The 22,803-nt window shown below is 58.3% G+C and carries 21 protein-coding genes and 1 tRNA gene; 14 read left to right on the top strand and 8 right to left on the bottom strand.

Annotation, left to right across the window (positions count from 1 at the left end; translation table 11 throughout):
- Positions 1-360: a hypothetical protein gene (locus tag SIC19_RS05145; RefSeq protein WP_075194949.1), complete on the bottom strand. Its 360-nt coding sequence runs from the start codon at positions 358-360 to the stop codon at positions 1-3.
- A 249-nt stretch (positions 361-609) separates the two neighbouring features.
- Between SIC19_RS05145 and SIC19_RS05140 the strand changes: the two genes are divergently transcribed.
- The gene (locus tag SIC19_RS05140) at positions 610-1,488 is read left to right on the top strand and encodes a sugar nucleotide-binding protein (protein WP_075194950.1); all 879 of its coding nucleotides are present in this window, start codon (positions 610-612) and stop codon (positions 1,486-1,488) included.
- 13 nt (positions 1,489-1,501) lie between these two features.
- Here SIC19_RS05140 and fabB read toward each other — a convergent pair whose 3' ends face one another.
- The gene (gene fabB, locus SIC19_RS05135) at positions 1,502-2,710 is read right to left on the bottom strand and encodes a beta-ketoacyl-ACP synthase I (RefSeq protein ID WP_075194951.1); all 1,209 of its coding nucleotides are present in this window, start codon (positions 2,708-2,710) and stop codon (positions 1,502-1,504) included.
- A 218-nt stretch (positions 2,711-2,928) separates the two neighbouring features.
- Here fabB and SIC19_RS05130 point away from each other — a divergent pair, with 218 nt between their 5' ends.
- The gene (locus tag SIC19_RS05130) at positions 2,929-3,453 is read left to right on the top strand and encodes a DUF962 domain-containing protein (RefSeq protein WP_075194952.1); all 525 of its coding nucleotides are present in this window, start codon (positions 2,929-2,931) and stop codon (positions 3,451-3,453) included.
- 40 nt (positions 3,454-3,493) lie between these two features.
- Positions 3,494-4,315, top strand: coding sequence for a helix-turn-helix transcriptional regulator (locus SIC19_RS05125; protein ID WP_226909954.1), 822 nt, complete (start codon positions 3,494-3,496; stop codon positions 4,313-4,315).
- On the opposite strand, the gene ylqF is transcribed toward SIC19_RS05125, so the two are convergent.
- Positions 4,288-5,175 carry a ribosome biogenesis GTPase YlqF gene (gene ylqF, locus SIC19_RS05120; protein ID WP_041333456.1) on the bottom strand — a complete coding sequence of 296 codons (888 nt, stop codon included), beginning with the start codon at positions 5,173-5,175 and terminating at the stop codon, positions 4,288-4,290. The two genes, SIC19_RS05125 and ylqF, sit on opposite strands and share 28 nt — an antisense overlap.
- A gap of 220 nt (positions 5,176-5,395) precedes the next feature.
- On the opposite strand from ylqF, the gene SIC19_RS05115 reads away from it, so the two are divergent.
- Entirely contained in the window at positions 5,396-5,836 is a 441-nt protein-coding gene (locus SIC19_RS05115) for a Spy/CpxP family protein refolding chaperone (protein ID WP_036203929.1), read from the top strand.
- 181 nt (positions 5,837-6,017) lie between these two features.
- On the opposite strand, the gene SIC19_RS05110 is transcribed toward SIC19_RS05115, so the two are convergent.
- The 3 genes from SIC19_RS05110 to SIC19_RS05100 all read right to left on the bottom strand — a co-directional run bounded on the left by SIC19_RS05110 (position 6,018) and on the right by SIC19_RS05100 (position 11,073).
- Positions 6,018-8,504: an efflux RND transporter permease subunit gene (locus SIC19_RS05110; RefSeq protein ID WP_075194953.1), complete on the bottom strand. Its 2,487-nt coding sequence runs from the start codon at positions 8,502-8,504 to the stop codon at positions 6,018-6,020.
- Between the two features lie 104 nt (positions 8,505-8,608).
- Entirely contained in the window at positions 8,609-9,655 is a 1,047-nt protein-coding gene (lipA, locus tag SIC19_RS05105; RefSeq protein WP_075194954.1) for a lipoyl synthase, read from the bottom strand.
- Between the two features lie 140 nt (positions 9,656-9,795).
- Positions 9,796-11,073, bottom strand: a complete 1,278-nt coding sequence (locus tag SIC19_RS05100; RefSeq protein ID WP_036203937.1) for an O-acetylhomoserine aminocarboxypropyltransferase/cysteine synthase family protein — start codon at positions 11,071-11,073, stop codon at positions 9,796-9,798.
- A 145-nt stretch (positions 11,074-11,218) separates the two neighbouring features.
- On the opposite strand from SIC19_RS05100, the gene SIC19_RS05095 reads away from it, so the two are divergent.
- The 7 genes from SIC19_RS05095 (at position 11,219) to SIC19_RS05065 (ending at position 18,161) form a co-directional block, all read left to right on the top strand.
- The gene (locus tag SIC19_RS05095; RefSeq protein WP_075194955.1) at positions 11,219-12,961 is read left to right on the top strand and encodes a peptide ABC transporter substrate-binding protein; all 1,743 of its coding nucleotides are present in this window, start codon (positions 11,219-11,221) and stop codon (positions 12,959-12,961) included.
- 8 nt (positions 12,962-12,969) lie between these two features.
- Positions 12,970-13,890: an oligopeptide ABC transporter permease OppB gene (oppB, locus tag SIC19_RS05090; RefSeq protein ID WP_036203943.1), complete on the top strand. Its 921-nt coding sequence runs from the start codon at positions 12,970-12,972 to the stop codon at positions 13,888-13,890.
- Positions 13,890-14,822, top strand: a complete 933-nt coding sequence (gene oppC, locus SIC19_RS05085) for an oligopeptide ABC transporter permease OppC (protein WP_087148987.1) — start codon at positions 13,890-13,892, stop codon at positions 14,820-14,822. The genes oppB and oppC overlap by 1 nt, the downstream gene beginning before the upstream one ends.
- A 19-nt stretch (positions 14,823-14,841) precedes the next feature.
- A complete protein-coding gene (locus SIC19_RS05080) occupies positions 14,842-15,810 on the top strand; it encodes an oligopeptide/dipeptide ABC transporter ATP-binding protein (RefSeq protein WP_036203948.1) in 969 nt (322 codons plus the stop codon).
- Positions 15,807-16,811, top strand: a complete 1,005-nt coding sequence (locus tag SIC19_RS05075; protein ID WP_075194956.1) for an oligopeptide/dipeptide ABC transporter ATP-binding protein — start codon at positions 15,807-15,809, stop codon at positions 16,809-16,811. The genes SIC19_RS05080 and SIC19_RS05075 overlap by 4 nt, the downstream gene beginning before the upstream one ends.
- 104 nt (positions 16,812-16,915) lie before the next feature.
- On the top strand, positions 16,916-17,353 hold the full coding sequence (locus SIC19_RS05070; RefSeq protein WP_075194957.1) for a VOC family protein: 438 nt from the start codon (positions 16,916-16,918) through the stop codon (positions 17,351-17,353).
- Between the two features lie 196 nt (positions 17,354-17,549).
- On the top strand, positions 17,550-18,161 hold the full coding sequence (locus tag SIC19_RS05065) for a transporter substrate-binding domain-containing protein (protein ID WP_226909953.1): 612 nt from the start codon (positions 17,550-17,552) through the stop codon (positions 18,159-18,161).
- Here the strand turns inward: SIC19_RS05065 and SIC19_RS05060 are convergent.
- Both SIC19_RS05060 and SIC19_RS05055 read right to left on the bottom strand, forming a co-directional pair.
- Positions 18,154-18,579 carry a PACE efflux transporter gene (locus SIC19_RS05060; protein ID WP_075194959.1) on the bottom strand — a complete coding sequence of 142 codons (426 nt, stop codon included), beginning with the start codon at positions 18,577-18,579 and terminating at the stop codon, positions 18,154-18,156. The genes SIC19_RS05065 and SIC19_RS05060 overlap by 8 nt on opposite strands.
- Before the next feature lie 111 nt (positions 18,580-18,690).
- Positions 18,691-18,767, bottom strand: a tRNA-Met gene (locus tag SIC19_RS05055).
- A gap of 279 nt (positions 18,768-19,046) precedes the next feature.
- On the opposite strand from SIC19_RS05055, the gene SIC19_RS05050 reads away from it, so the two are divergent.
- The 3 genes from SIC19_RS05050 to SIC19_RS05040 all read left to right on the top strand — a co-directional run bounded on the left by SIC19_RS05050 (position 19,047) and on the right by SIC19_RS05040 (position 22,792).
- The gene (locus SIC19_RS05050) at positions 19,047-19,640 is read left to right on the top strand and encodes a sigma-70 family RNA polymerase sigma factor (protein ID WP_126810535.1); all 594 of its coding nucleotides are present in this window, start codon (positions 19,047-19,049) and stop codon (positions 19,638-19,640) included.
- Between the two features lie 39 nt (positions 19,641-19,679).
- A complete protein-coding gene (locus SIC19_RS05045; RefSeq protein ID WP_075194961.1) occupies positions 19,680-21,344 on the top strand; it encodes a multidrug ABC transporter permease/ATP-binding protein in 1,665 nt (554 codons plus the stop codon).
- Positions 21,345-21,478: 134 nt separating this feature from the next.
- Positions 21,479-22,792, top strand: a complete 1,314-nt coding sequence (locus SIC19_RS05040; protein WP_075194962.1) for a lysine N(6)-hydroxylase/L-ornithine N(5)-oxygenase family protein — start codon at positions 21,479-21,481, stop codon at positions 22,790-22,792.
- The last annotated feature ends 11 nt before the right edge of the window (positions 22,793-22,803 follow it).

Raw genomic sequence — 22,803 nt, 5'->3', positions numbered from 1 at the left:
TCAGGAAGCGGGTTCCGGCTCGTGGATGATTTCCTCGATGAAGTCGAGAATCGCGGCCAGGCTGCGGTCGTCCAGTTTCTTCAGGACTTTGTGGACGACCATCTTGCTGCCTTTGAGCATGCTGCCGATGCCCATTCTGGCCATACCCATCAGCATGCTGCTGGCATTCAGCCGGCGCAGGGGTTCCAGGAAAAAGAAATCCAGACCGTTGTCGGTCATCTCGACAATCAGTTCGAACAGTTTGTCGATGGCTATCTTGTCCGCCTTTCCCCGCTCCCGGAGCTCATTGACGGTATAAAGTGCGCGGGTGCGGAGCTCATCCGGAATGGGGGCAACGATATGGCTTTGTTGTTTCAGCATGTAGGATCCTGTTGTTGTATGCTCGTCAGGTCTGCTCAGTACTCCGACACGTATTCTATGGGGTGTACACCGCGTGCCATTGGCTCGAACGGTATCGGGTGCCCGTCATATCAGTGATATCCCGTGCACGCGTTCCAACAAGCTGTGGGAACGATTACAGTGTGGTAAAGACTTACAGCAGCATACCGATAAAGTGGCAACGGTATTGTTACCCGTTGCGAAGATAGAAACCGGAGGCGATGAGCGCTCGTGCACGTTCTTGTTGTTCATGATTATGGCCCATTGGGGCGGGTATTGCTGGAGCGTTTAAGGAATACCTCGCTCCATGTCAGCCCGTTGCTGATCAGCGAGCTTGAAACCGCGGATCTTTCGGCGCTGGAAGGCTGGGTTCCCGACGACACTGATCTGATCGTGAACGCGCTTTGGCTTGCGGACCCTGAAAGTGCGGAAAAGAACCCCGAGTTGGCCCACAAGGCGTCGTTTTCGTTGCCTGTGGCACTGGCTGAGCACGCCTGTGAGCACAATATCGCGTTGTTGCAGTTGTCGTCTTCCTACGTGTTCGACGGCCGAAAGCAGAGTGCCTATATTGCCTCCAATCCCGGTCAGCCCTGTAACGAGCTGGGTAACTGGCAGTGGGAATGCGAACAGGCGCTGAGAACGTTGTTGCCGCGGCATATCATTCTGAGGACGGGCTGGAGCCTGGGGCGCTTTGTCCGCAAGGTGCAGTCCGTTGCCGCAGGGTCCGACACCATCAAGTTACCCGGTAAATGCCGTGGCCAACCTGTGACTGTCAGTGATCTTGCCCGGGTGATTACCGCGATTGTGCAGCAGATAGACTGTGGTGCGGAGGTGTGGGGCACCTATCAGTATGCCGGTGCGGAAGATATCTCTCTCTATGAGCTGGGGCTTGCAATCACCGGTTTGAGGGGTATTCCCGATGGTATCCGGGTGGTGGATGAAACGCCCGCATGGGCAACCCTGGAGCCCGCGAACGCCACCATGATCTGCACCAAGATCCGCAACACCTTTGGCGTCAAGCAGCTCCCGTGGCGTTCGGGGTTGGCCGAGGAGCTGGAGCTACTGTCCCTGAACGGCGGCAAGGAACTCACGGACGAGCCCACAAGCTAGGCTCGTCAGGAAGTCAGGCTTTTCCGAATACCAGCGAGGCATTGGTGCCGCCGAACCCGAAGCTGTTGGACATCACTGTATTCAGTGGCGCCGCTTTGGAATCAGGCCCCACAACCGGCATTCCGGCAATGGTGTCATCCAGGTTTGTCAGGTTTTTAGTGCCCGCAATAAATCCGTTCTGCAGCATGATCAGGGAATAGATCGCTTCATGAACACCCGATGCGCCTAAAGAGTGGCCGGATAGCGACTTTGTGGACGAAATCTGCGGCACTTTATCACCGAAGACGTTCCGTACCGCCTTCATCTCCGCCACATCGCCTACCGGCGTGCTGGTGCCATGCGCATTGATGTAGTCCACCGGTGTTTCAACCGTGGACAGCGCCTGTTGCATGCAACGCATGGCGCCCTCGCCAGAGGGGGCGACCATGTCGTGTCCGTCGGACGTGGCGCCATAACCGGTCAGCTCGGCAATAATGGGGGCACCGCGCTTGAGGGCATGCTCAAGCTCTTCCATTACCACCATGCCGCCACCGCCTGCGATAACGAATCCGTCACGACCGGCGTCGAAGGGCCTGGATGCGGTTTCCGGGGCATCGTTATACTTGGTGGACAAGGCGCCCATGGCGTCGAACAACATGGTCAGGCTCCAGTCTTCTTCCTCACCACCGCCGGCGAATACGATGTCCTGCTTGCCGGACTGGATCTGCTCCGCGGCGTGGCCAATACAGTGGGCGCTGGTGGCGCAGGCAGACGACATGGAGTAGTTCACACCGCGAATTTTGAACGCGGTGGCCAGGCAGGCCGACACGGTACTGGTCATGATCCGTGGCACCATGTAGGGCCCGATGCGTTTGACACCTTTTTCACGCATGATGTCGACGGCCTCCACTTGGCTGGCACTGGACGCGCCGCCGGAGCCGGCAATCAGGCCGGTACGGTCATTGGAGACCAGATCGTCTGTCAATCGTGAGGACGCAATGGCCTGCTCCATGGCAAGGTAGCTGTACATCGCCGACTGGCCCATGAAGCGTCGGGTTTTACGGTCGATGACCGACGTATCCACATCAACAGAACCTGCCACCTGGCTGCGGAAGCCCATGTCACGATAGGTTTCATTGAACCGGATGCCCGATTTGCCGGCCTTGAGGCTTTCCAGCACCGCATCCGTGGAGTTGCCGAGGCAGGAAACAATGCCCATTCCGGTAACTACAACCCGTCTCATACTTTCCTCCTTAGCAGGGCCTGCACCGCGAACCGGGCCGGTCCCCTCTGTCTCTGACTATAACCATCAGTCTAGGCGCTTTGGCGCTGCGGCGATATTTGACCTTGGTAAGGTGCAAGAAGAGGCCAGGCGAGCCGGCATAGCCGTTACGTACAAGGCGGCGATCATGGACGTTGGTAAGATGGCGTTTATCAACAATAACCCGAGGGAGATTCACCGTGCGTTCACTGTCTCAATTTCTGCATGACTACGGCGATAGCCATCAGAACACCGTCAACCAGTGGGTCCATATTGCCTGCGTTCCGGCAATCCTGATATCAACACTGGGATTGTTCTGGCTGATACCGGTAGGCAGTTGGCTTGGCCTTTCTGGCTCTGGGGCCTATTGGGTCAACGGCGCCACGATTCTCGCGGGCTTGTCGGGTATCGTTTATCTGCGCTTGTCGCTTTGGGTGTTCGTATTGATGGCGGGCTGGTTTGTACTGTCTTTGTGGGCCATACAGAGTGTGCTGGCCAGTGGTCTGTCCCTGTTCTGGACCAGTCTTGTGGTCTGGATCGTTGCCTGGGCGGTCCAGGTGGTCGGCCATAAAATTGAAGGCAAGAAGCCGTCGTTCGTGGAAGACCTTGTGTTCCTGCTGATCGGGCCGATCTTCGTTAGCATCGAGCTTGCGGCGAAGCTGGGAATACCGGTGCCTCATGCCCAAGGTGGCCATAACGGTGGGCGCCAGCCTCAGAGTCACTGAAACAAGGCTGCTTGAGGTATGCTTGCAGGGAAATGCAGAGTTGAGTGACACCATGCAGGCACCGCCCTTCAAAACACCAACCAGCGATCAGAGCCACAAGGGCACCGTGTTTTTGTGGCAGGATCACTGGCAGGTACTCGGGCAATTGATGCCCAACCGCTCCCACCGCCACATAAGCGCTTCTTTGCTGGTGGGGCTCGACCGTCCCTTTCGGCTGGCTGTGGACGGTGAATGGCGGGAAACCCGCGCCGCCATCGTCGCCCCTGACGTTCCCCAGGCACTGGAGCCTGGGGAGGCCAGAATCTGGAGCGTCCAGCTCGACCCCGACAGCGTTTACTGGCGGTCCCTGAAATCTGTTACGGCAGGCATGGCCTCCACGGATCTTTCGTTGACCGGTGTGGATCTGCCTGACCCCGGGGAGACAGGCTGCGAGGCCATGGCCGGCGCGCTGGCAAAAGTAATCTCCCGGAGCGGGCACGCGCCCGTTGCGCTGGACGACCGTATAGCGGCCATTTGCGGGAAGCTGAGGGCAGAACTGCCGGAACGCCTGGAACTGAACTCTCTGGCTCAAAGTGTCGGGCTGTCCTCGTCACGGCTGACGCATCTGTTTCGCCAGGAAACGGGCGTGCCGCTGCGCCGCTTTCTCCTGCACCTGAAGATCAACCGGGCATTGGCGTTCTGGAAACCGGGTATATCCGTCTCCCGGTTGGCGACAGAGGCCGGGTTCTACGACCAGCCCCATCTGGTTCGCACGGCACGTGATATGTTCGACGCACTGCCGTCCGCCTATGTGGCGGCGGGATGGTTCAACGTATGCCGTTGTGGTCTCGATGATCAGGCTTTGTCGGATTTCTCGCGTTGACGTTCAGCCTCTTCCCGGGCTTCCTGCTCGACCATGGCGGGCGTCTCCAGCGAAATTCGCCCGAGCTTCCCGGAGCGGAATTCGTTAAGCAGTATTTCCGACACCTTGTGCAGGTCCGGAACCCCACCTCTCCCCAGGAACCGTCGTTTTTCCGCGATGCCGTCCATCAGTGCCAGGCCGTCCCGGGGCCTTTCTTCAAACCCGTAGCGCGCCATTGCCAGTTCGGGATACGCGTCCAGCAGGTAATCCGCCTCGAATAACGCCACGTCCTCAAACTCAATCACCGCACTGCGAATGGCGCCACTAATAGCCAGGCGGTATCCGCAGGCTTCCGGAGACAGCTTGGGCCAGAGAAACCCCGGTGTGTCATAGAGCAGAACGTTGTCTGGCAGTTTGATGGCCTGCTGCGCCCGGGTCACTGCGGGCTCATTTCCAGTCTTGGCCGCCGGCCGGCCCGCCATGGTATTGATCAGCGTGGACTTCCCGACATTGGGGATGCCCAGGATCATCACCCGCAGCGCCCGTTTCTGGCGATCATGATCCGGCGTCATTTCACCGGCCAGTCGCAGGATGTCGAGGGCTTCCGCGCGCTGGTTGTGGGTCATGGTGATGGCCCGAACGCCACGTTCCTTTTCCAGCCAGCCGAGCCATTGTTCGGTAATGGCCGGGTCAGCCAGGTCTCGCTTGTTAAGCACCTTGATGACGGGCGTATCGCCGCGCAGGGCAGGGACCAGCGGATTTTCGCTGCTGAACGGCAGGCGCGCGTCCACGACCTCGATAATGAGATCCATCTGGGGCATTACCTTTTTGATTTCCTTGCGGGCCTTGTGCATGTGCCCTGGAAACCAGTTAATGGCCATGGTTGATACTCCTGAAGTGGCTGAACGGCGCCATTATGGACGGGAATGACTAAATTTTCACATTTCTCTCAACCCGCCCATGGTGGGAGCTGAGGCATGTGAGGGTGTGAAGTATGTACAAAAAGAAGGGGGTTCGGGGTGAAATACCCGGTTGTTTTGATTTAGGGTGTAGGGCTCGAAAACCCAAAGCGACTTAAATAATCGATTAGTGGAGATTTCTATGAAGCTCGTGAAACTGTTCGGAATTGCCCTGATTGCTATCGGGCTGTCTTCTCCGGCGATGGCGCAGCAATCTGGCGGGCAGCCGGACCAGGTTGATCAGCTGGCTCAGATGGTTGGCTTGAGTGAAGACCAGCAGAAAGAAATTCGCGGCATCATTGAAGAGATGCAGGCTGAGATTCAGGAGCTTCAGGGCGAAGCCCAGCAACTGCAGCAGCAGATCCAGGCTCAGATCAAGCCGGATTACGACGAAGACGCGATTCGTGACAACGCCGAGAAGCTGGGTGATGTAACTGGCGAGATGACGGCCATGTCTACCCTGATGCAGGCGAAGGTTGATGCGGTGTTCACCCAGGAGCAGCGTGATGAACTGAACAAGCGTATGCAGCAAATGCAGCAGCAGATGCAACAGCAGCGTCAGATGCAGCAGGGCATGCAGTAAGCACCAATAGCTCGTACTGCTGCCTTCCGGGTTAACGCCCGGGGCCTGAAAGAACCGCCTTTGCCTCTGGCTTGGGCGGTTTTTTTGTGACTGTAGCCTGCTGGTTGGGAGTCAGGTCGCGGCGGGAAGGGCCTACATCGGTGCGACAATCACCAAATTGTGAAGGCTAGGAGAGTGTTACTCACAATTCAGCCCCGAACGGCTTAACCAGCACAATAAGCCGAGGCAACAACGTAAGCGCCCCCACCAGTGCCATGAACATGGCAAAGCCGGTAAACAACCCGAAGTAGATGGTCGGAATAAAGTTCGACAGCACCAGGATCGAAAAGCCGGTAATAATCGTCAGCGAGGTAAAGAACATCGCCTGTCCGATACTGCGGTGGCAGCGGTGCATGGTGGCGAGGTAGTCGCCGTCTTTCTCGAATTCCGTCTTGAAACGGTGGATGTAGTGAATGGTATCGTCCACTGCGATCCCCACCGTGATGGCCGCCACCGTGATCGTCATCATATCCAGCGGAATCCCCAGCCAGCCCATCAGGCCCAGCACCGAACCCGCCGCGATCAGGTTCGGGGCCATGCCGATCAGCGCCAGCTTTATCGACCGGAACAGGATCAGGAACATCACCATGATGGCCAGGAAGACAATGCCGATGGTCTTGATCTGCGAATCGAACAGGCTTTGCAGCATGTTGTTGTACATCACCGTCATGCCCGTAAGCTTCACCTGATCGTCCTCAAAGCCCATTTCTTCGGTGAGGTGAGTGCGTATGCGGTCCAGCAATGCCTGCCGGCGCAGGTCAGGGGAAGTCTCCAGAATGCGGATACTGAAGCGGGCCTGGTCATGCTCTTCGCTGATGTAGGGGGTCAGAAGAATGTCCTTCAGACCGTCCGGCACCGCCGAGGGGACGAACGCCAGTTCCAGGGCATTCAGGGCCTCGCCACCGTTAACCTGGGCAAGGATGTCCAGGGTGGTGTCGATGGACATGACCTTGCCGGTCTCTGGCAGGCTGTCCAGGTAGTCGTGAACCTTACCCAGGCGGTCCATCTTCTGATAGGTGAACCAGGTGTCCCGGTATTCCTCGGCACCCTCGCAGTCCTCCACAAACGGATCGCAATCACTGGCAAAGGGGTCGCCGCCGGCTTCGCTTTCGGGTGGTTTCTCGTCTGTGATTACCACATCCAGTGGGGTCGTGCCTCCCAGACGGTCATCAATGGTGATCATGCCCTGGTGGATTTCGGTGCTGGACTTGAAGTAGTCGATGAAGCTGTTTTCCACCGTCAGGCGGTTTAGGCCGATGACGCAGAGCACCGCGAGGATGGCGGAGCCGACTAGTACGGTTTTGCCGTAGTGCTCGGTAAACCGCGCAAACCAATCGGTAAAGGGAATTCGGTTGGAGCGAACCCGGTCGTCCACCGGCGGTGGCAGCAGTGCCAGCAGGGCCGGGAAGATGATAAATGTGATGAGGAAGGCCACGGTCAGGCCGATGGTCATCATCCAGCCAAAATCGATCACCGGGCGGATACCGCTGAACGTAAGCGAGCCGAAAGCAACAATGGTGGTGATGGCCATGTAGAAGCAGGGTTTGATCATCGCCAGCAAGGTGTGCCGCAGCGTATCCCGTGATTCGGCTTCAGGGTCGTCGTGCTGGAACTCCCGATAGCGAACGATCAGGTGGATGGTCAGCGAGAGGGTCATGATCAGCAGCAACGACACGAAATTGGATGAGATCACCGTGACTGGCCATTGCGCCCAGCTCAGATAGCCGATCACCAGCCACACCGTAAAGCTGCAGCACAACAGTGGTACCAGCACCCAGCGCCACTGGCGGAAAATGATTGCCAGGGTCAACAGCAGGAAGATCAGCACACCAACACCGAAGGTGGACAGGTCGTTCTGGATGAAACGGATCATGTCGGCAACGATCATGGGTACGCCGCCCAGGTAGATCTCGGCGCGGTCACGGTAGCTGTCGAGGATGTCCCTGACCCGTTTGATGGTGCGGTCCCTTTCCTCGCCCTGGGCCTCGGTGAACTCGATGAATGCCTGGCTGACGGTTTCCAGTCTTTGCTGTTCTTCTGCCGAGGCTTGGCCGCTCTGCACTTTATCCCGCAGCTCGTTGCGCTCCCGGAGCAGTTCAAAATAGCGCTCGGGAGTGGGCAGGTTCACCTGTATCGCAGTGGTGCGCGCGTCTTCGCTGATCAGCAGGTTCGGGTAGAGCGGATTGTTGAGTAGCGCTTTTTTGGCGGTGTCCGGCGCAACGTCATCCTCGTCAATGGTCTGGATTTCTGAGTCGACGGTGTCCAGGGTCAGGTCCGGGCTGTGGAGCAGGGGGACGTTGAGGATGCTGTTGGTGGAGCTGACATTCTCCAGGGCTGCGAGCTCATCTCGCAACGACGCCAGCAACGCCAGGCCCTCGTTGCTGAACAATTCCTGGTCCGGCGTGTAGGTGACAACGAGAAAATCGTCAGAGGTGGTGAAGCGGCGATTCACTTCCCGGTACTGCTCCAGGGAGCGATCATCCTCAAGAACCAGCGACTCGGCCGAGGCATCCAGGCGGAACTGGTCCAGCCGCAGGCTGGCGATCAACAGCAGGGCGCCAAACAGCAGAAGTACCAGAACAGGACGGGGGAAAATCAGCCGGTCATAGAAAGATCGAAGCCAGGACATCGTAAGAATTACCCTACACAGTGAAAGCGAGTGCAGAGTGTGCCACAAACTGTCCGTCGACGGTGCCCCTGTTTGAGGTCTATTCCAGGGAATTGATCAGTGGTTCAGTCTACCGCTTTGACCGGAATCTGCTGGGCGTTGGAGGAAGCAGGTACGTCTGGCACCGCAAGGCCCAGGTTGTTCTTTTCGAACACGCGATCGGCACGGTAGCTGGAGCGCACCATGGGGCCCGACGGCACTTCCATGAAACCTTTTTCCAGGCCAATCTCGCGGTAGCGATTGAAGTCGTCCGGGGTTACGTACTTTTCCACCGGCAAGTGGTTCTGAGTGGGGCGCAGATACTGGCCCAGGGTCAGTATGTCGACGCCGATAGCCCGCAGGTCGTCCATGGTTTCGAGGATTTCCTCTTCGGTTTCACCGAGGCCCAGCATCAGGCTGGTCTTGGTGAGCACGTCCGGACGGTATTGCTTGGCGTGCGCCAGTACGCTGAGGGTTTTCTCGTAGCCGGCGCGGGGGTCCCGCACGCGAGTGGTCAGGCGCTTCACGGTTTCCACGTTCTGTGCGAAAACGTCCAGGCCCGAGTCCACGACCTTCTCAACGTGCGCCATGACGGCGTCAAAGTCAGGTGTCAGGGCTTCCACTGCGACATGGGGAGTGCGCTGCTTGATGGCGGACACGCAGGCTGCGTAGTGAGCGGCGCCGCCGTCGTCCAGATCGTCCCGGTCTACGGAGGTTAGTACGATATAGCGCAGGCCCATGAGTTCAACGGATTTCGCGGTATTTTCCGGTTCCTCATGGTCCAGCCAGCCTTTGGGGTTGCCGGTATCAACGGCGCAGAAGCGGCAGGCGCGGGTGCACACGGAGCCCATCACCATAATGGTGGCGGTACCGTTGGCCCAGCATTCGCCGATGTTCGGGCAATGGGATTCCTGGCAGACCGTGCTCAGCCGGTGTTCGCTGACGTTCTTGCGCACCGCTTCATAGCGCTCGCCGCCGGGCATGCGTGCACGCAGCCAGGACGGTTTACGCTGGGTTTTGGTGTCGATGATGCCCGAGCCCGAGCGCTTGATGCCATCCTTGATCGCTGAGAATCCATGTTCGTTGCGGAACTTTGAACCACTGGTGACGCGTGATTTGGCACTGTCGCTCATTACTGGGGGACTCTCTTCTCGGCGGCGGATAAAGGGCTTGGCTGACCCTAAAGGGTAATCTGCGCCGGCGGAGGATACAAGGCAGGTACGGACAATCACGGGGGTTCCGGGCACGACTTTCGTCGTACCCGGCAATCACATCAGGCGGTTGCTTTGTCCAGCGCCTGGCTGATATCGGCAATGATGTCATCCACGTGTTCGATGCCAATGGACAGGCGCACCAGATCCTCACTGACACCCGCACTTGCCAGTTCCTCCGGATTGAGCTGCCGGTGTGTCGTTGTGGCGGGGTGACAGGCCAGGGATTTGGCATCACCAATGTTGACCAGGCGGTAGATCAGTTGCAGGGCATCGATGAATTTCGCGCCATTCTCAAGCCCGCCGGTGATGCCGAAACTGAGAATGCCTGACGCACGGCCGCCGCAGATTTTGTCGCAGGTGGCTTTGTAGGGGCTGTCGTCCAGGGTGGCATAGTTTACCCATTCCACCGACGGATGGTTTTGCAGGAAATTGGCCACTTTTTCGGCGTTTTCACAGTGTCTTTCCATGCGCAGGCCGAGTGTTTCAAGGCCCTGCATGATCAAAAAGGCATTGAACGGAGCCAGAGCGGCGCCGGTATTGCGCAGGGGAACCACGCGGCAGCGCCCGATGAAAGCCGCTGCGCCAAGGGCTTCGGTATAGACCACGCCGTGGTAGGACGGGTCCGGCTCGTTGAGCATGGGGAACTTCGCCTTGTTGGCGGCCCAGTCGAACTTCCCGGAGTCGACCACCACACCCGCTACGGTGGTGCCGTGGCCGCCGATGTATTTGGTCAGCGAGTGCACCACGATGTCTGCACCGTGTTCGAAGGGCCGGCACAGGAAAGGCGTTGCCACGGTGTTGTCGACGATCAGCGGAATGCCGTGTTTGTGGGCAATGTCCGCCCAGCGCTGGATATCAACCACATTACCGGCCGGGTTGCCAATGGATTCGCAGAACAGGGCGCGGGTATTGTCATCAATGGCTTTCTCCACCGCGTCAAAATCATCGTGTCGTACCATGCGGCAGTTGATGCCCTGGTTCGGCAGCGAGTGGGCGAACAGATTGTAGGTGCCGCCATAGAGCTGGCCGGTGCTGACAATGTTATTCCCCACTTTGCAGATGGTCTGGAGCGAGTAAAGGATGGCCGCCATGCCCGAGGCTACTGCGAGCGCACCCACACCACCTTCAAGCTGCGCCATACGTTCCTCCAGTACGGCGTTGGTGGGGTTCATGATGCGCGTGTAGATGTTGCCCTGTACCTTCAGGTCAAACAGGTCCGCACCGTGTTGGGTGTCGTCGAACGTGTAGGAGGTGGTCTGGTAGATGGGCGTGGTCGCGGCGTTGGTTGTCGGATCGCCGTTGAAGCCAGCGTGAAGGGCGAGAGTTTCCGGTTTCATGGTTGAGCATCCCTTTTATCAAGCGTTGTTGTTGAGGTCGAACATCCCGATTGAGTATGCCACAGGCACAGGAACGTGAGCATTGTTTCATGTTGACCCTCATCGGCTTGTGACTTCCGTGTTTCCGCGCTAGGTTCGAACAGATATGACAGCCACAAACCTGCAAATAACAACAGGCATCATCCGCCAGACAACAACGCCCCCCCTTGGCTCCAAGACGAGGGCCGCTTGGGCCGTCCTGCTTTCCCTGTTTCTGATCGCTTGCAGTGATGATTATCCGGAAGATGATGGTGGGCGGGCCCCAGCCGGCGCTGATGTAAACGCTCCGAAAAGCCGTCTGCTGGAACATCCGGAAACCGGTGAGAGACTGGCCGAAAGGCAGGTGCTTGTTCGTGGCAATGCCAGTGAACCTGCTTCCCTGGACCCCCAGCTGGTCCAGGACAGCGTGGGTGGCGCCATCGTGGTTGACCTGTTCGAAGGGTTGACCCGCAGCGGCCCTAGAGGGGATACCGAACCGGCGATGGCGACGTCCTGGGCCTCATCGAACAATAACCTGACCTGGACATTCCAGCTCCGTGAAGACGGCCGCTGGAGCGATGGCAGTCGCGTTACCGCCCAGGATTTCGTGTATGGGTGGCGCCGGGCGGTCGACCCGGAGGTAGGCTCAAACTATGCGTATTACATCGAGTCTGCCGGGGTGGCCAATGCCGGCGAGATCATCGCAGGGGAAAAGACACCGGATACGCTGGGTGTGCGCGCTGTCGACGACTTCACCTTCGAGGTGACCCTGGACGAGCCGATCACCTACCTGCCGGATATGACCGTCCACTACACGATGTTTCCTGCCCCCCGCCAGGCCATCGAGGCCCACGGCGAGGACTGGACCAGGCCTGGCAAGATGGTTTCCAACGGAGCCTATACGTTGAACGCCTGGCATATTGGCGAGAAGCTGGTGGCGGCTCGCAATCCCCGCTACTGGGGGGATGACAGCACCATCATCGACCGGGTGGTTTACCTGCCGATCGAATCTTCGTCCGCCGAGCTTCAGCGCTACGCCAGTGGCGAGCTGCACATGACCTCCACGGTGCCGGTGTCCCAGATGGCCCGGTTGAAAAAAGAGCGGCCCAAAGAGTTGGTGATGGTACCCAGCATGGCCACGTACATGTATGCGTTCAACGTCAACAGGCCGCCCTTTGACGACGTGAGAGTGCGTCGGGCGCTGACCTACGCCATTGACCGCAATATCATCGTCAGCTACATCACCCGGGGCAACCAGATGCCGGCATTCACACTGACACCGCCCTACGTCAGCGGTTTCGACTTCCGGCAGCCGGAGTACGCTACCTGGTCCCAGACCCGCCGCGACGAAGAGGCGCGCGAAGCCCTTGAGGAAGCCGGCTACAATGAAGACAACCCACTGGAATTCGAACTGCTCTACAACACCGACGAGAGCCACAAGGCGCTGGCCATCGTGGTCAGCCAGATGTGGAAAGAGAAGCTGGGGGCAAAGGTCACCATCAGCAATCTGGAGTGGAAAACCTTCCTCTCCGAGAAGCAGGCTGGCAACTATGGTATCGCCCGGTTTGGCTGGAAAGGGGATTACAACGAAGCCTCCACCTTCCTGACCCTGCTAACCAGCGACAGCGGTAATAACGACGGCGGCTGGAGCAATGAAACATACGACCAGTTGCTGCTGGATGCCCGTTCCAGCGACGACCCTAATCCCTACTATGTCAGGGCCGAGGAGATCCTGTGGCAGGCGTTTCCGGTGGTGCCGGTGTACTTCAACACCACGGTGGCGCTGGTGAGCCCGTCCCTGAAGGGCTATCCGGAGAAGAATCCCCGTAACATTGTTTACAGCAAGGATATGTACATCACTGCGGACTGAGGGAAGCCATGTTCAGTTTTATCATCAGGCGTCTGGCGGTAGCGGTACCAACCATTCTGGCGTTGATCACTGTCTCGTTCGTGCTGATGCACGCGGCACCTGGCGGCCCGTTTACCAACGAGCGTAATGTGCCGGAAGCGGTGATGGAAAACATCGAGGCCAAATACAACCTGGATAAGCCCCTGTGGCAGCAGTACCTCATTTACGTGGGCAACGTCGCCCAGGGCGACCTGGGGCCCTCGTTTCGTTATAAGGACTTCACGGTCAATGAGCTGATCGAATCCAGCTTTCCCCGGTCCGCCTACATCGGTGCCTGGTCCTTCCTGTTCGTGGTTGTGTTCGGGGTGGGGCTGGGTGTGGTTGCGGCCCTGAAACAAAACCGTTGGCCGGACTATACGGTGATGACCGCCGCCATGACCGGGGTGGTGTTCCCCAATTTCGTGATGGCGCCGTTGCTGGTGCTGCTGTTTGCCGTCACGTTGCGCTGGTTGCCTGCCGGCGGCTGGGAAGGCGGTCAGGTGGAATACATCGTGCTGCCGATCATCGCCATGGCGACGTCCTACATTGCGCAGGTGGCGCGGATTACCCGTAGCAGCATGATAGAGACCCTGCGCAGTCCGTTCATCCGCACCGCCCGAGCCAAGGGCATTCCCCGCCACAAGATCGTATTGCGTCATGCCCTCAAGCCCGCGTTGATTCCGGTGGTGTCGTACCTTGGGCCGGCTTTCGTGGGCATCATCACCGGTTCGGTGATCATTGATCAGGTATTTTCCACGGGCGGCATTGGCCAGCACTTCGTCAACGGTGCCATCAACCGGGACTACTCACTGATTCTCGGGGTCACCATTCTGGTGGGCGTACTGACCATCGTCTTTAACGCGGCGGTGGATATTCTCTATACCTGGCTGGACCCGAGGGTGCGTTACTGATGTTTTTCTCCGACAAACATGCGGGCATGGGCGAACTGGCGGACACCCTTGCGGAAGACGCCTACACCGAAGGCCGCAGCCTGTGGCGTGACGCGCGACGGCGTTTTATGAACCACCGTGCGGCGGTGGCTAGCCTGGTCGTGCTGGCACTGTTGCTGTTGTTCGCGGCCTTCGGCCAGTACCTGTCACCCTGGGATAACGAGTCCATCGACTGGGCCAGTTTGCCAAACCTGGATGAAGATGGCTTGCCCAGCCTGGCGAGCCAGCACTATTTCGGTCTTGATCCCATCGGCCGGGACCTCTACCAACGCACTGTGCAGGGCAGCCGTATTTCCCTCATGGTCGGCGTTCTCGGAGCGCTGACGGCGGTGGTCATCGGCACGCTTTATGGGGCCATTTCCGGTTACGTGGGTGGCCGTACCGACGCCATCATGATGCGGACGCTCGAAGTGCTCAGCGCCTTTCCCTTCATGTTCCTGGTGATCGTTCTGATGGCGGTGTTCGGACGCAATGTACTGCTCATTTTCGTAGCCATCGGCGCGGTGAGCTGGCTGAATATGGCCCGGATTGTGCGGGGCCAGACCCTGAGCCTGAAGCGCAAGGAGTACATTGAGGCCGCCATGTCCGTCGGTGTGCATCCCTTCCTGATCGTGCTCCGCCACATCGTGCCCAATGTGCTGGGCGTGGTGATTGTTTATGCAACCCTGCTGGTGCCGGAGATGATCCTGTTCGAATCCTTTATCTCGTTCCTGGGGCTTGGGGTGTCGGAACCCTACACGTCATGGGGTGCGCTGATTTCCGAAGGCGCGGATGCCATGTGGACCGCGCCATGGACCCTGATTTTCCCGATGCTGATGCTGGTGCTCACCCTGTTCTGTTTCAATTTTCTCGGCGACGGGCTGCGGGATGCCCTTGACCCTAAAGACCGCTGAGCCGGCAGGAACTCGATCTATGGCAATGCTGGAAGTCAATAATCTCGAAGTGGCCTTCGATACACCGGATGGCACCTTGCAGGCAGTGAGGGGGCTCAGCTACCAGTTGGAGGCTGGGCAGACTCTGGGCATCGTGGGTGAGTCCGGCGCGGGTAAAAGCCAGGGGGTATTTGCGCTGATGGGCCTGCTCCCGGACAACGCCCGGGTCAATGGCGAGGTGATCTTTGAAGGCGAGCCACTGCTTAACTTGCCGGAAAAGCGGATGAATCAGATCCGTGCGGCCCGCATCGGTATGATTTTCCAGGACCCGATGACGTCCCTGAACCCGTTCATGAAAGTCAGCGACCAGCTCATCGAAGTGCTGGTGCAACACAAAGGCATCAGCCGCAAACAGGCTCTTCAGGAATCCCTGCAGATGCTGGAAGCGGTTCGTATCCCCGAGGCCCGCAACCGAATTCATTGTTACCCCCATGAATTCTCCGGGGGTATGCGTCAACGGGTCATGATCGCCATGTCCCTGTTGTGCCGGCCGCGCCTGCTGATTGCGGACGAACCCACCACCGCCCTGGATGTTACGGTACAGGCTCAGGTGATGGACTTGTTGCAGGAGCTGCAACAGGAATTCAATACCGCGATTATCCTGATCACCCACGACCTGGGCGTAGTGGCCGGAAGCTGCGACCAGACATTGGTGATGTACGGTGGCCAGATGATGGAATTCGCTGCCACCCGGGACCTGTTCCGGGATCCCTCCCATCCCTATACCAAAGGCCTGATGGGCGCCATTCCGCGTATTGATGAGCAGATGGATGAACTGGTCACCATCCCCGGCAACCCGCCCAACCTGATGAACCTGCCGCCGGGCTGTCCATTCTGCGACCGTTGCCCCGTGGCGGAGCCGCGCTGCTATCACGAACTCGACCCACCGGAGCGATTCGGGGCAGAGCGGATTCGTGTATGCAATCTGCCAAGGGAGGCGATTCGATGAGCGAACAACAGCGCCTGCTGACGGTGGAAAACCTGCGGGTTACCTTCGACATCATGCCTCGCAACGCCTGGCCCTGGACCCGGCCGCAGCCACTAAAAGCGGTGAACAACGTCAGCTTCACCCTCAACGAGGGCGAAACCCTCGGCATCGTGGGAGAGTCCGGCTGCGGCAAGTCCACCCTGGCAAGGGCCATCATGGGCATGGTGCCCAGCCAGGCGGGAAAGGTGGTGTGGTTGGGCGAGGACCTGCGGGGGCTCAACCTGAAACAACTGCGCAAGCGTCGCCAACGCCTGCAGATGGTGTTCCAGGATCCGCTTGCCTCTCTGTCGCCACGAATGACCGTCGGCGACATCATTGCTGAGCCCCTGCGTACCCACTACCCGGATATCAAGGGCGCCGAGCTGAGGGAGAAAGTGGATGCCATCATGGATCGCGTTGGCCTGCACCCTCACCAGAAAAACCGTTACCCCCACGAATTCTCCGGTGGCCAGTGCCAGCGGGTGGGCATTGCCCGGGCGTTGATACTGGAGCCGAAACTGATCATCTGCGACGAGCCCGTCTCCGCCCTCGATGTGTCGGTACAGGCTCAGGTGATTAATCTGCTCAAAAACCTGCAGCGGGACATGGGCCTGTCATTGATCTTCATTGCTCACGACCTGAGCGTGGTCAAACACATCAGTGACCGGGTGATGGTGCTGTACCTGGGCAATGTGGCCGAAAACGCCCCCCGTGCTGAACTGTTTGCCAACCCCCGGCACCCTTACACTCAGGCTCTGATGGCCGCGGTGCCGATCCCTGACCCGGAGAGGGAACGGGCCAAGCCCCCGGCGGAACTGGAAGGCGACCTGCCGTCGCCGATGAATCCCCCCAGCGGCTGCGTGTTTCGTACACGATGCCCGCTGGCGACGGACTATTGCAGTAGGGAAGTGCCGGCACTGGAAGACAAAACCGGGGCAGGGCATTGGGTGGCCTGTCACTACGTAGAACGACAGGAGTCGTAATAAAGTGTGGAAACGATGTCGAAATTCGCAATGGTGAACCGACAAGAAGGTAACAGGGCACTAACAACCTGTTTCTACCACCTACAATCTGGAGAGCGTGAACCATGACATCAATGATTTTTGTAAACCTGCCGGTAAAAGACCTCAATGCTTCCATGGCCTTCTACGAGGCGCTTGGTTTCAGGAACAACCCCCAGTTCACCGACGATACTGCCGCATGCATGGTCTGGAGCGAGGCCATTCACGTCATGTTGCTCACCCACGACAAATGGCGCACGTTTACTGACCGCCCAATTCCGCCGACCACCTCCAGCGAGGTGATGCTGGCCATCTCCTGCAGCAACCGCGAAGCCGTCGACGCGATGAATAACGCTGCCGCTGACAACGGCGGCGTTGCAGACATCAACCCGTTACAGGACCTGGGGTTCATGTATAACAGAAATCTCGCCGACCCGGACGGGCACGTATGGGAAGCCATGTGGATGGACCCGACAGCGATTCCCGGAGCCAATGACGAAGGCCAGGGAAGTGCCGGTGCTTGACGGCAAGACCAGGCCGGGCACTGGGTGGCCTGTCATTACGTGGAGCGCGATGAAAAATTGAACTAAGCTTGCGGTGTGAATGGATCTCCGTTGACGAGTCACTCTTATGGACAGGAAGTCTGCGCGCTATCAGCCTCTACTAATCGCCCTCCTCGCGATCGCTATGCCCTTGAATCTTTCGCACGCGCAGGAACCAGTGCGCGTCGGAATTGCTGCTGGGATAGAGCGGGAAATAACGGTTTCGGAGGGAGCGTTGGAGGGGCGCTTTTCCGGTTTCTATCGGTGCGTGTTCGAACGGGTTCCCGGGGATTTTCAGTTCGTTGAAATGCCTTTGGCCCAGCTGCTTTACCAACTGCGAAAGGGCGGTGTTGCGGTAGGCCTTCCCCTGGTCCAGACCTCTGAACGGGACCGCTACGCTGATTTCGGTGGGCGACTCTTCCAGACAGAGTACGTTTACCTGTTTCTGGAAGAGATGCCTCCCCTCAACCAGACGGCTGGCCTCACCTACGCGTTCGTCAGGAAGTTCGTCGGGGATCAACTGGTTCAAGGCGAAAACGCAAAGATTCTACACGTCTCCGAATGGCGCCAGGCAGTCTACCTGCTCAAGTTGGGCCGGGCAGATGTTGTGGTCATTCCCTGGGTGCTCGTGGACAAGTTTATGGACAATTATGAGGGCGATTATTTTGTGCGTAGGGCGGCCTGGGTAGACCTTTCCCTATACGTTTCCCATGAGCATGGGAATGGCCAGTTGACGGAAGAGCTGCGCAATGCCATTCGATGGTGCCGGTATCGAAACGATCTCAACTGAGGCTGGCGTCGTCATCAGGAAACACCGTGTCGTAACACCAGGTGAAAACGAACGCATACACCAGATAAAAGACCACGAAGGCGATGTCGACGATCAGTGCCTCAACCAGCCCAATGCCCATCCACCAGGCGATGACCGGAAGGAAGGTTATCATCAGGCCAAGTTCAAAGCTGAGCGCATGAAATAACCGCATCTTCAGTGACTTACGAGTAGAGCCGGTAAGCCGTTTCAGGCCGTGATCGAACATGAGATTGAAGAGGTAGTTCCAGCCGGTTGCCATGGTTGCACCTATGGCAGCCAGGACGCTGGTTTTGTCGAGCTCGAAGCCAAACACAAGTGCGGCTAATGGGATGGCGATAAGCAGGCCGATGATCTCGAACGAGACGGCCTGACGGATTCTGTCTTTAGTGGTTCTCATGGAAATTCAGGAACAATGGAGGCGGGTCGTCCCGCGTTCAATTCCCGGGAAGGGCGGGGGCGTCCCCGAAACGAAAAAAGGTCACGACGTGAGTCGCGACCTTTTAAATTCTGGTAGCAAGGGGCGGAGTCGAACCGCCGACCCCGGCATTATGAGTGCCGTGCTCTAACCAACTGAGCTACCTTGCCGTCACTTCACCAATGGAAGCGGCGCGTATCTTATGGTTGGGGGTGTGGGCTGTCAAGAGCCTAGCCTGCGCCGCGACTCTTTTTTTATCTGTCTTTGGCATTTCTCGCCTGAAAACACCCATATAAACAATGATCTAAACGAGCCGGCTGTAAAGCATGGGTTTTCGACTCATTCCGTGATTGTTGCCGGTTGTTCATTTTCAGGCCTTGAATCCCAAATGTTAATGATGGTTAAATGCAAATGATTGTCATTTATAAACTACCCAGGGACGGCTTGCTATGAGTTCTTTCAGGCACGAATTGGATCAACAGGCTCGCAACCTGTCCGACCTAAGATCCGTTGACGTTACCGGAGCGCCGAATTGGGAGAGGCGCCTTGTAGCGGCCTACCAGCAGCATCGAAAACCCCTGGTGGACACCGCTCAATATCTCCTTGGGTGCAGGGCAAAGGCTGAGGATGTGGTACAGGATGCGTTCCTGAAAGTGTGGGACCAGGGATTCGCCGACAATGTCAGGGACGAGGGCCGCTTTCTTCACCGGGTGGTGCGTAACCTCGCCATCGATCGTCTTCGCCGGTTGGCCCTGGAAAACCGCTTCGCAGCCTGCGATGTCGATGTGGAGGAGGAAGCCGGTGTGCTTTCGGCTTCACCAGAACGGCAGTTGGCTGGAACCCGGGCACTGCACCATGCGCTGTCTTCTCTCGCAGAGCTGCCTGCTCGTGTACAGAAGGTGTTAATGCTTACCCGGGTTGAAGGTCTGACCCAGAGGGAGGTGGCTCTCGCTATTGGGGTCTCTCCCACATTGATCAACTTCATGCTGAAGGATGCGCTGGCTCATTGCCGTGGCAGCCTGGACCAATCCTATCCGTTTTAATCCAAGCCTTTCTCATTCGCGAATTGGGGACTGTTGTTCATGAGACTGATCCGTCTGGTATTTAGTCACAACCCGGGGGCGCTGACCGTTGCGCTTTTGCTGAGCGTTGTGAGTGCGCTTTTGAGTGTCGGGGTGGTGGCGTTTATTAACGAGCGCCTGGTGTCTGCGACAGAAGGCGGGGCAGGTCTGCTTTGGCAGTTTACCGGCCTGCTGGTGGTACTGCTGATCATCGCCTCCTACGCCCAGATATTGTTGACGGCGCTTGGTCATCGGTTTGTCTACGGATTGCGGCGGTCGATGGTCAAGCGGGTTCTTGATACCGGAATTGAGCGCCTGGAAGAGATTGGCGGGGCGAATATTCTGGCCAGTCTGTCCAGCGATATCCGTAATATCACCCTGGCATTTGTCAATCTGCCTCAGCTGATATACGGCCTTGGCCTGAGTGTCGCAGCGTTCGCGTACCTGGCCTACCTGTCACTGCCGCTATTTGTCATGACGTTGCTCTGGATGACGTTCACCATTGGTGTGGGGTGGGTGCTGATCAGGGCCCTGAGTCACCATCTCCAGCAGCTTCGCGAATCTGAAGATCGCATTTATCAGGACTACGAGGCGGCTATTGAAGGGCGGAAAGAGCTGAGCCTCAACCGTGACCGTGCTCGCCGTTACTACGACGACGAGTTTGATCTGAGCGCAGAAACCTATCGCAGCCATGTCACGCTGGCGGACCGCTATCACAGCATCGCCAGCAACTGGGCCAACATCATGGTGCTCGGCACCATTGGCCTGGTGTTCTATCTGGTCAATGGCCTGGGGTGGGCAGCGGCCTCCGTGGCGCCTACCTATGCCCTGACCATTCTTTTCATGCGTACCCCTCTGGTTTCTGCCGTGGCGGCGTTGCCCGCGTTGCTGTCGGCTCGGGTCTCGCTCGACAAGCTCGATACCCTGGCGCTGGCGGAGTATCAGCCCGGCTTCCAGGATATGAGCCGTGATCCGACGGGTGAATGGCAGGAACTGCAGTTGCATGCGGTGCGGTATCGCTATCCGGCCCAGCATGGTGAGCAGGGGTTCGACGTGGGGCCGGTCACCCTGACGATCCGTCGTGGCGAAACCCTCTTCCTGGTCGGTGGTAATGGCAGCGGTAAGTCCACTCTGGCCCGTTTGCTGTCTGGTCTTTATCTGCCGCACCAGGGCGAGATCCAGATCGACGGCCAGCCCCTGCGACCGGAGGATTGGAGCAGCTATCGCCGCCTGTTTGGTTCCGTGTTTACCGACTTCTTTCTGTTTGACCAGCTCATCGCCCAGCAGGGTCAGAACGCAGACCCGGCGGACGTGAATTACTGGCTTGGACGCCTCCGCATGGAGGACAAGGTGAAGGTGGCCGGCAGCCGTCTTCAGGATACCCGGCTTTCACAGGGGCAGCGAAAGCGGCTGGCGCTGTTGCTGGCTTTGCTGGAAAAGCGGGACATCCTGCTGCTGGATGAATGGGCCGCCGACCAGGACCCGGTTTTCCGCCGGTTGTTTTACCAGGAGCTGCTACCGGAGATGAAAGCGCAGGGCAAAACCATTTTCGCCATTACCCACGACGACCGTTATTTCCACCACGCGGACCGGCTGCTGAAGATGGACAGTGGCCGACTGGTCGAGTTGTCAGCCGAGGATCGCCAGCAGTCACGCCATGACGCCTTGCAGATGATCGGAGAGTGACTTTTTCCGGCCAGGCCTAAACATCCGGCGTTCCAGTTCGTCTGTATGTAAATGAGAATTATTTGCTTTGTTGGCCGGGTATCGACAGGCCTTCAGGCAATGTTTTCGCAATCCATTATTACGGGAGAACGGTGATGAGCCACATGCATGATTTTCTTGGCGTCGGTTTTGGCCCGTCGAATCTGGCGCTGGCAATAGCGACACAGGAGTACGCTGAGGGCGGGTCTTCGCCCGATGCCTGTTTTCTGGAGCGCAAGCCAGAATTCAACTGGCATGAAGGTATGCTGATTGACGGCTCCACCATGCAGATTTCGTTTCTCAAGGATCTGGCCACCCTGCGGAACCCGCAAAGCCGCTTTACCTTCATCAACTACCTGAAGGAGCAGGGGCGGCTCGAAGATTTCATCAACATTCAGACGTTCTTCCCCGCGCGGGAGGAATACAACGATTACCTGCAGTGGGCTGCCAGTCACTTTGACGATCAGGTGCACTACGGTCGCGAGGTAGAGGGTGTTGAGCCTTTCCTGAAAGACGGCCGGTTGATCGGGTTTGACGTGCTCTCCCGAACCGCAGGGGGCGAGCTTGAAAGCCGCAGGGCCCGTAACCTGGTACTTGGTATGGGCGGTGCGCCTCAGGTTCCTGCTGCGTTTGAAGGAATAACCGACCCGCGCATCGTGCACTCGTCGCAGTATCGGGGGCGCATTGACACCCTGCTTGCCGACCAGGGTCGCAAGGCGCGGATTGCCGTGGTCGGGGGCGGCCAGAGTGCGGCGGAGATCTTCGAAGACCTTACCCAGCGATTCCCCCAGGTGGATGCGTCCATGATTCTGCGTGGAACCGCTCTGAAGCCCTCGGATGATAGCCCGTTCGTCAATGAAATCTTTAACCCGTCGTTTATCGACCAGATCTATCAGCAACCCGAGTCGCGACGCTTGCAACTGCTTGAAGAGTTCCGCAACACCAACTACGCGGTGGTCGACCTTGAGCTGATCGAGCGCATCTTCCAGATGTTCTATCTCCAGAAGCTGCGGGGAGAGGAGCGACACCAAATGTTGACCCGCCGGGATGTTGCCCGGGTTGACGTGGGTGACGGTGAGCTGCGCCTGACCCTGCACGACCTGGCTACCGATAGCCAGCAGGAACTGGGATTTGATGCTGTCATCCTGGCCACCGGTTACCGCCGGAATCAGCACCACGAACTGCTGGCGGGGCTGGGTGGCCACCTGGAAAACCTCACGCCTGACCGTCAGTACTGTCTCAACCTGCGGGACAGCGATGCCCGGATTTATCTCCAGGGCTGCTGCGAGACCACGCACGGCCTGAGCGACACGCTGTTGTCCGTGCTCGCTGTTCGGTCACGGGAAGTGCTCGAGTCGATTCTCGAAGGTCGGGACCGCGGGCACTCCGCCGTTGCTGATCGCAAAGCCCACGCCGCCCCCATGGTGTGATGGCCTGAGGG

The organism is Marinobacter sp. MIT930201 (genome assembly GCF_047122665.1).
Taxonomy (GTDB): Bacteria; Pseudomonadota; Gammaproteobacteria; order Pseudomonadales; family Oleiphilaceae; genus Marinobacter; species Marinobacter salarius.
This window is presented reverse-complemented; position numbering and strand designations above follow the sequence as displayed.

Coding starts and splice junctions, on each gene's coding strand:
- SIC19_RS05060 (WP_075194959.1), bottom strand. CDS start 18,579: ATGAGAACCACTAAAGACAGAATCCGTCAGGCCGTCTCGTTCGAGATC.
- oppC (WP_087148987.1), top strand. CDS start 13,890: ATGTTTTTCTCCGACAAACATGCGGGCATGGGCGAACTGGCGGACACC.
- oppB (WP_036203943.1), top strand. CDS start 12,970: ATGTTCAGTTTTATCATCAGGCGTCTGGCGGTAGCGGTACCAACCATT.
- fabB (WP_075194951.1), bottom strand. CDS start 2,710: ATGAGACGGGTTGTAGTTACCGGAATGGGCATTGTTTCCTGCCTCGGC.
- SIC19_RS05075 (WP_075194956.1), top strand. CDS start 15,807: ATGAGCGAACAACAGCGCCTGCTGACGGTGGAAAACCTGCGGGTTACC.
- SIC19_RS05110 (WP_075194953.1), bottom strand. CDS start 8,504: ATGTCCTGGCTTCGATCTTTCTATGACCGGCTGATTTTCCCCCGTCCT.
- SIC19_RS05100 (WP_036203937.1), bottom strand. CDS start 11,073: ATGAAACCGGAAACTCTCGCCCTTCACGCTGGCTTCAACGGCGATCCG.
- SIC19_RS05040 (WP_075194962.1), top strand. CDS start 21,479: ATGAGCCACATGCATGATTTTCTTGGCGTCGGTTTTGGCCCGTCGAAT.
- SIC19_RS05095 (WP_075194955.1), top strand. CDS start 11,219: ATGACAGCCACAAACCTGCAAATAACAACAGGCATCATCCGCCAGACA.
- SIC19_RS05115 (WP_036203929.1), top strand. CDS start 5,396: ATGAAGCTCGTGAAACTGTTCGGAATTGCCCTGATTGCTATCGGGCTG.
- SIC19_RS05070 (WP_075194957.1), top strand. CDS start 16,916: ATGACATCAATGATTTTTGTAAACCTGCCGGTAAAAGACCTCAATGCT.
- SIC19_RS05080 (WP_036203948.1), top strand. CDS start 14,842: ATGGCAATGCTGGAAGTCAATAATCTCGAAGTGGCCTTCGATACACCG.
- ylqF (WP_041333456.1), bottom strand. CDS start 5,175: ATGGCCATTAACTGGTTTCCAGGGCACATGCACAAGGCCCGCAAGGAA.
- SIC19_RS05045 (WP_075194961.1), top strand. CDS start 19,680: ATGAGACTGATCCGTCTGGTATTTAGTCACAACCCGGGGGCGCTGACC.
- SIC19_RS05050 (WP_126810535.1), top strand. CDS start 19,047: ATGAGTTCTTTCAGGCACGAATTGGATCAACAGGCTCGCAACCTGTCC.
- SIC19_RS05145 (WP_075194949.1), bottom strand. CDS start 360: ATGCTGAAACAACAAAGCCATATCGTTGCCCCCATTCCGGATGAGCTC.
- lipA (WP_075194954.1), bottom strand. CDS start 9,655: ATGAGCGACAGTGCCAAATCACGCGTCACCAGTGGTTCAAAGTTCCGC.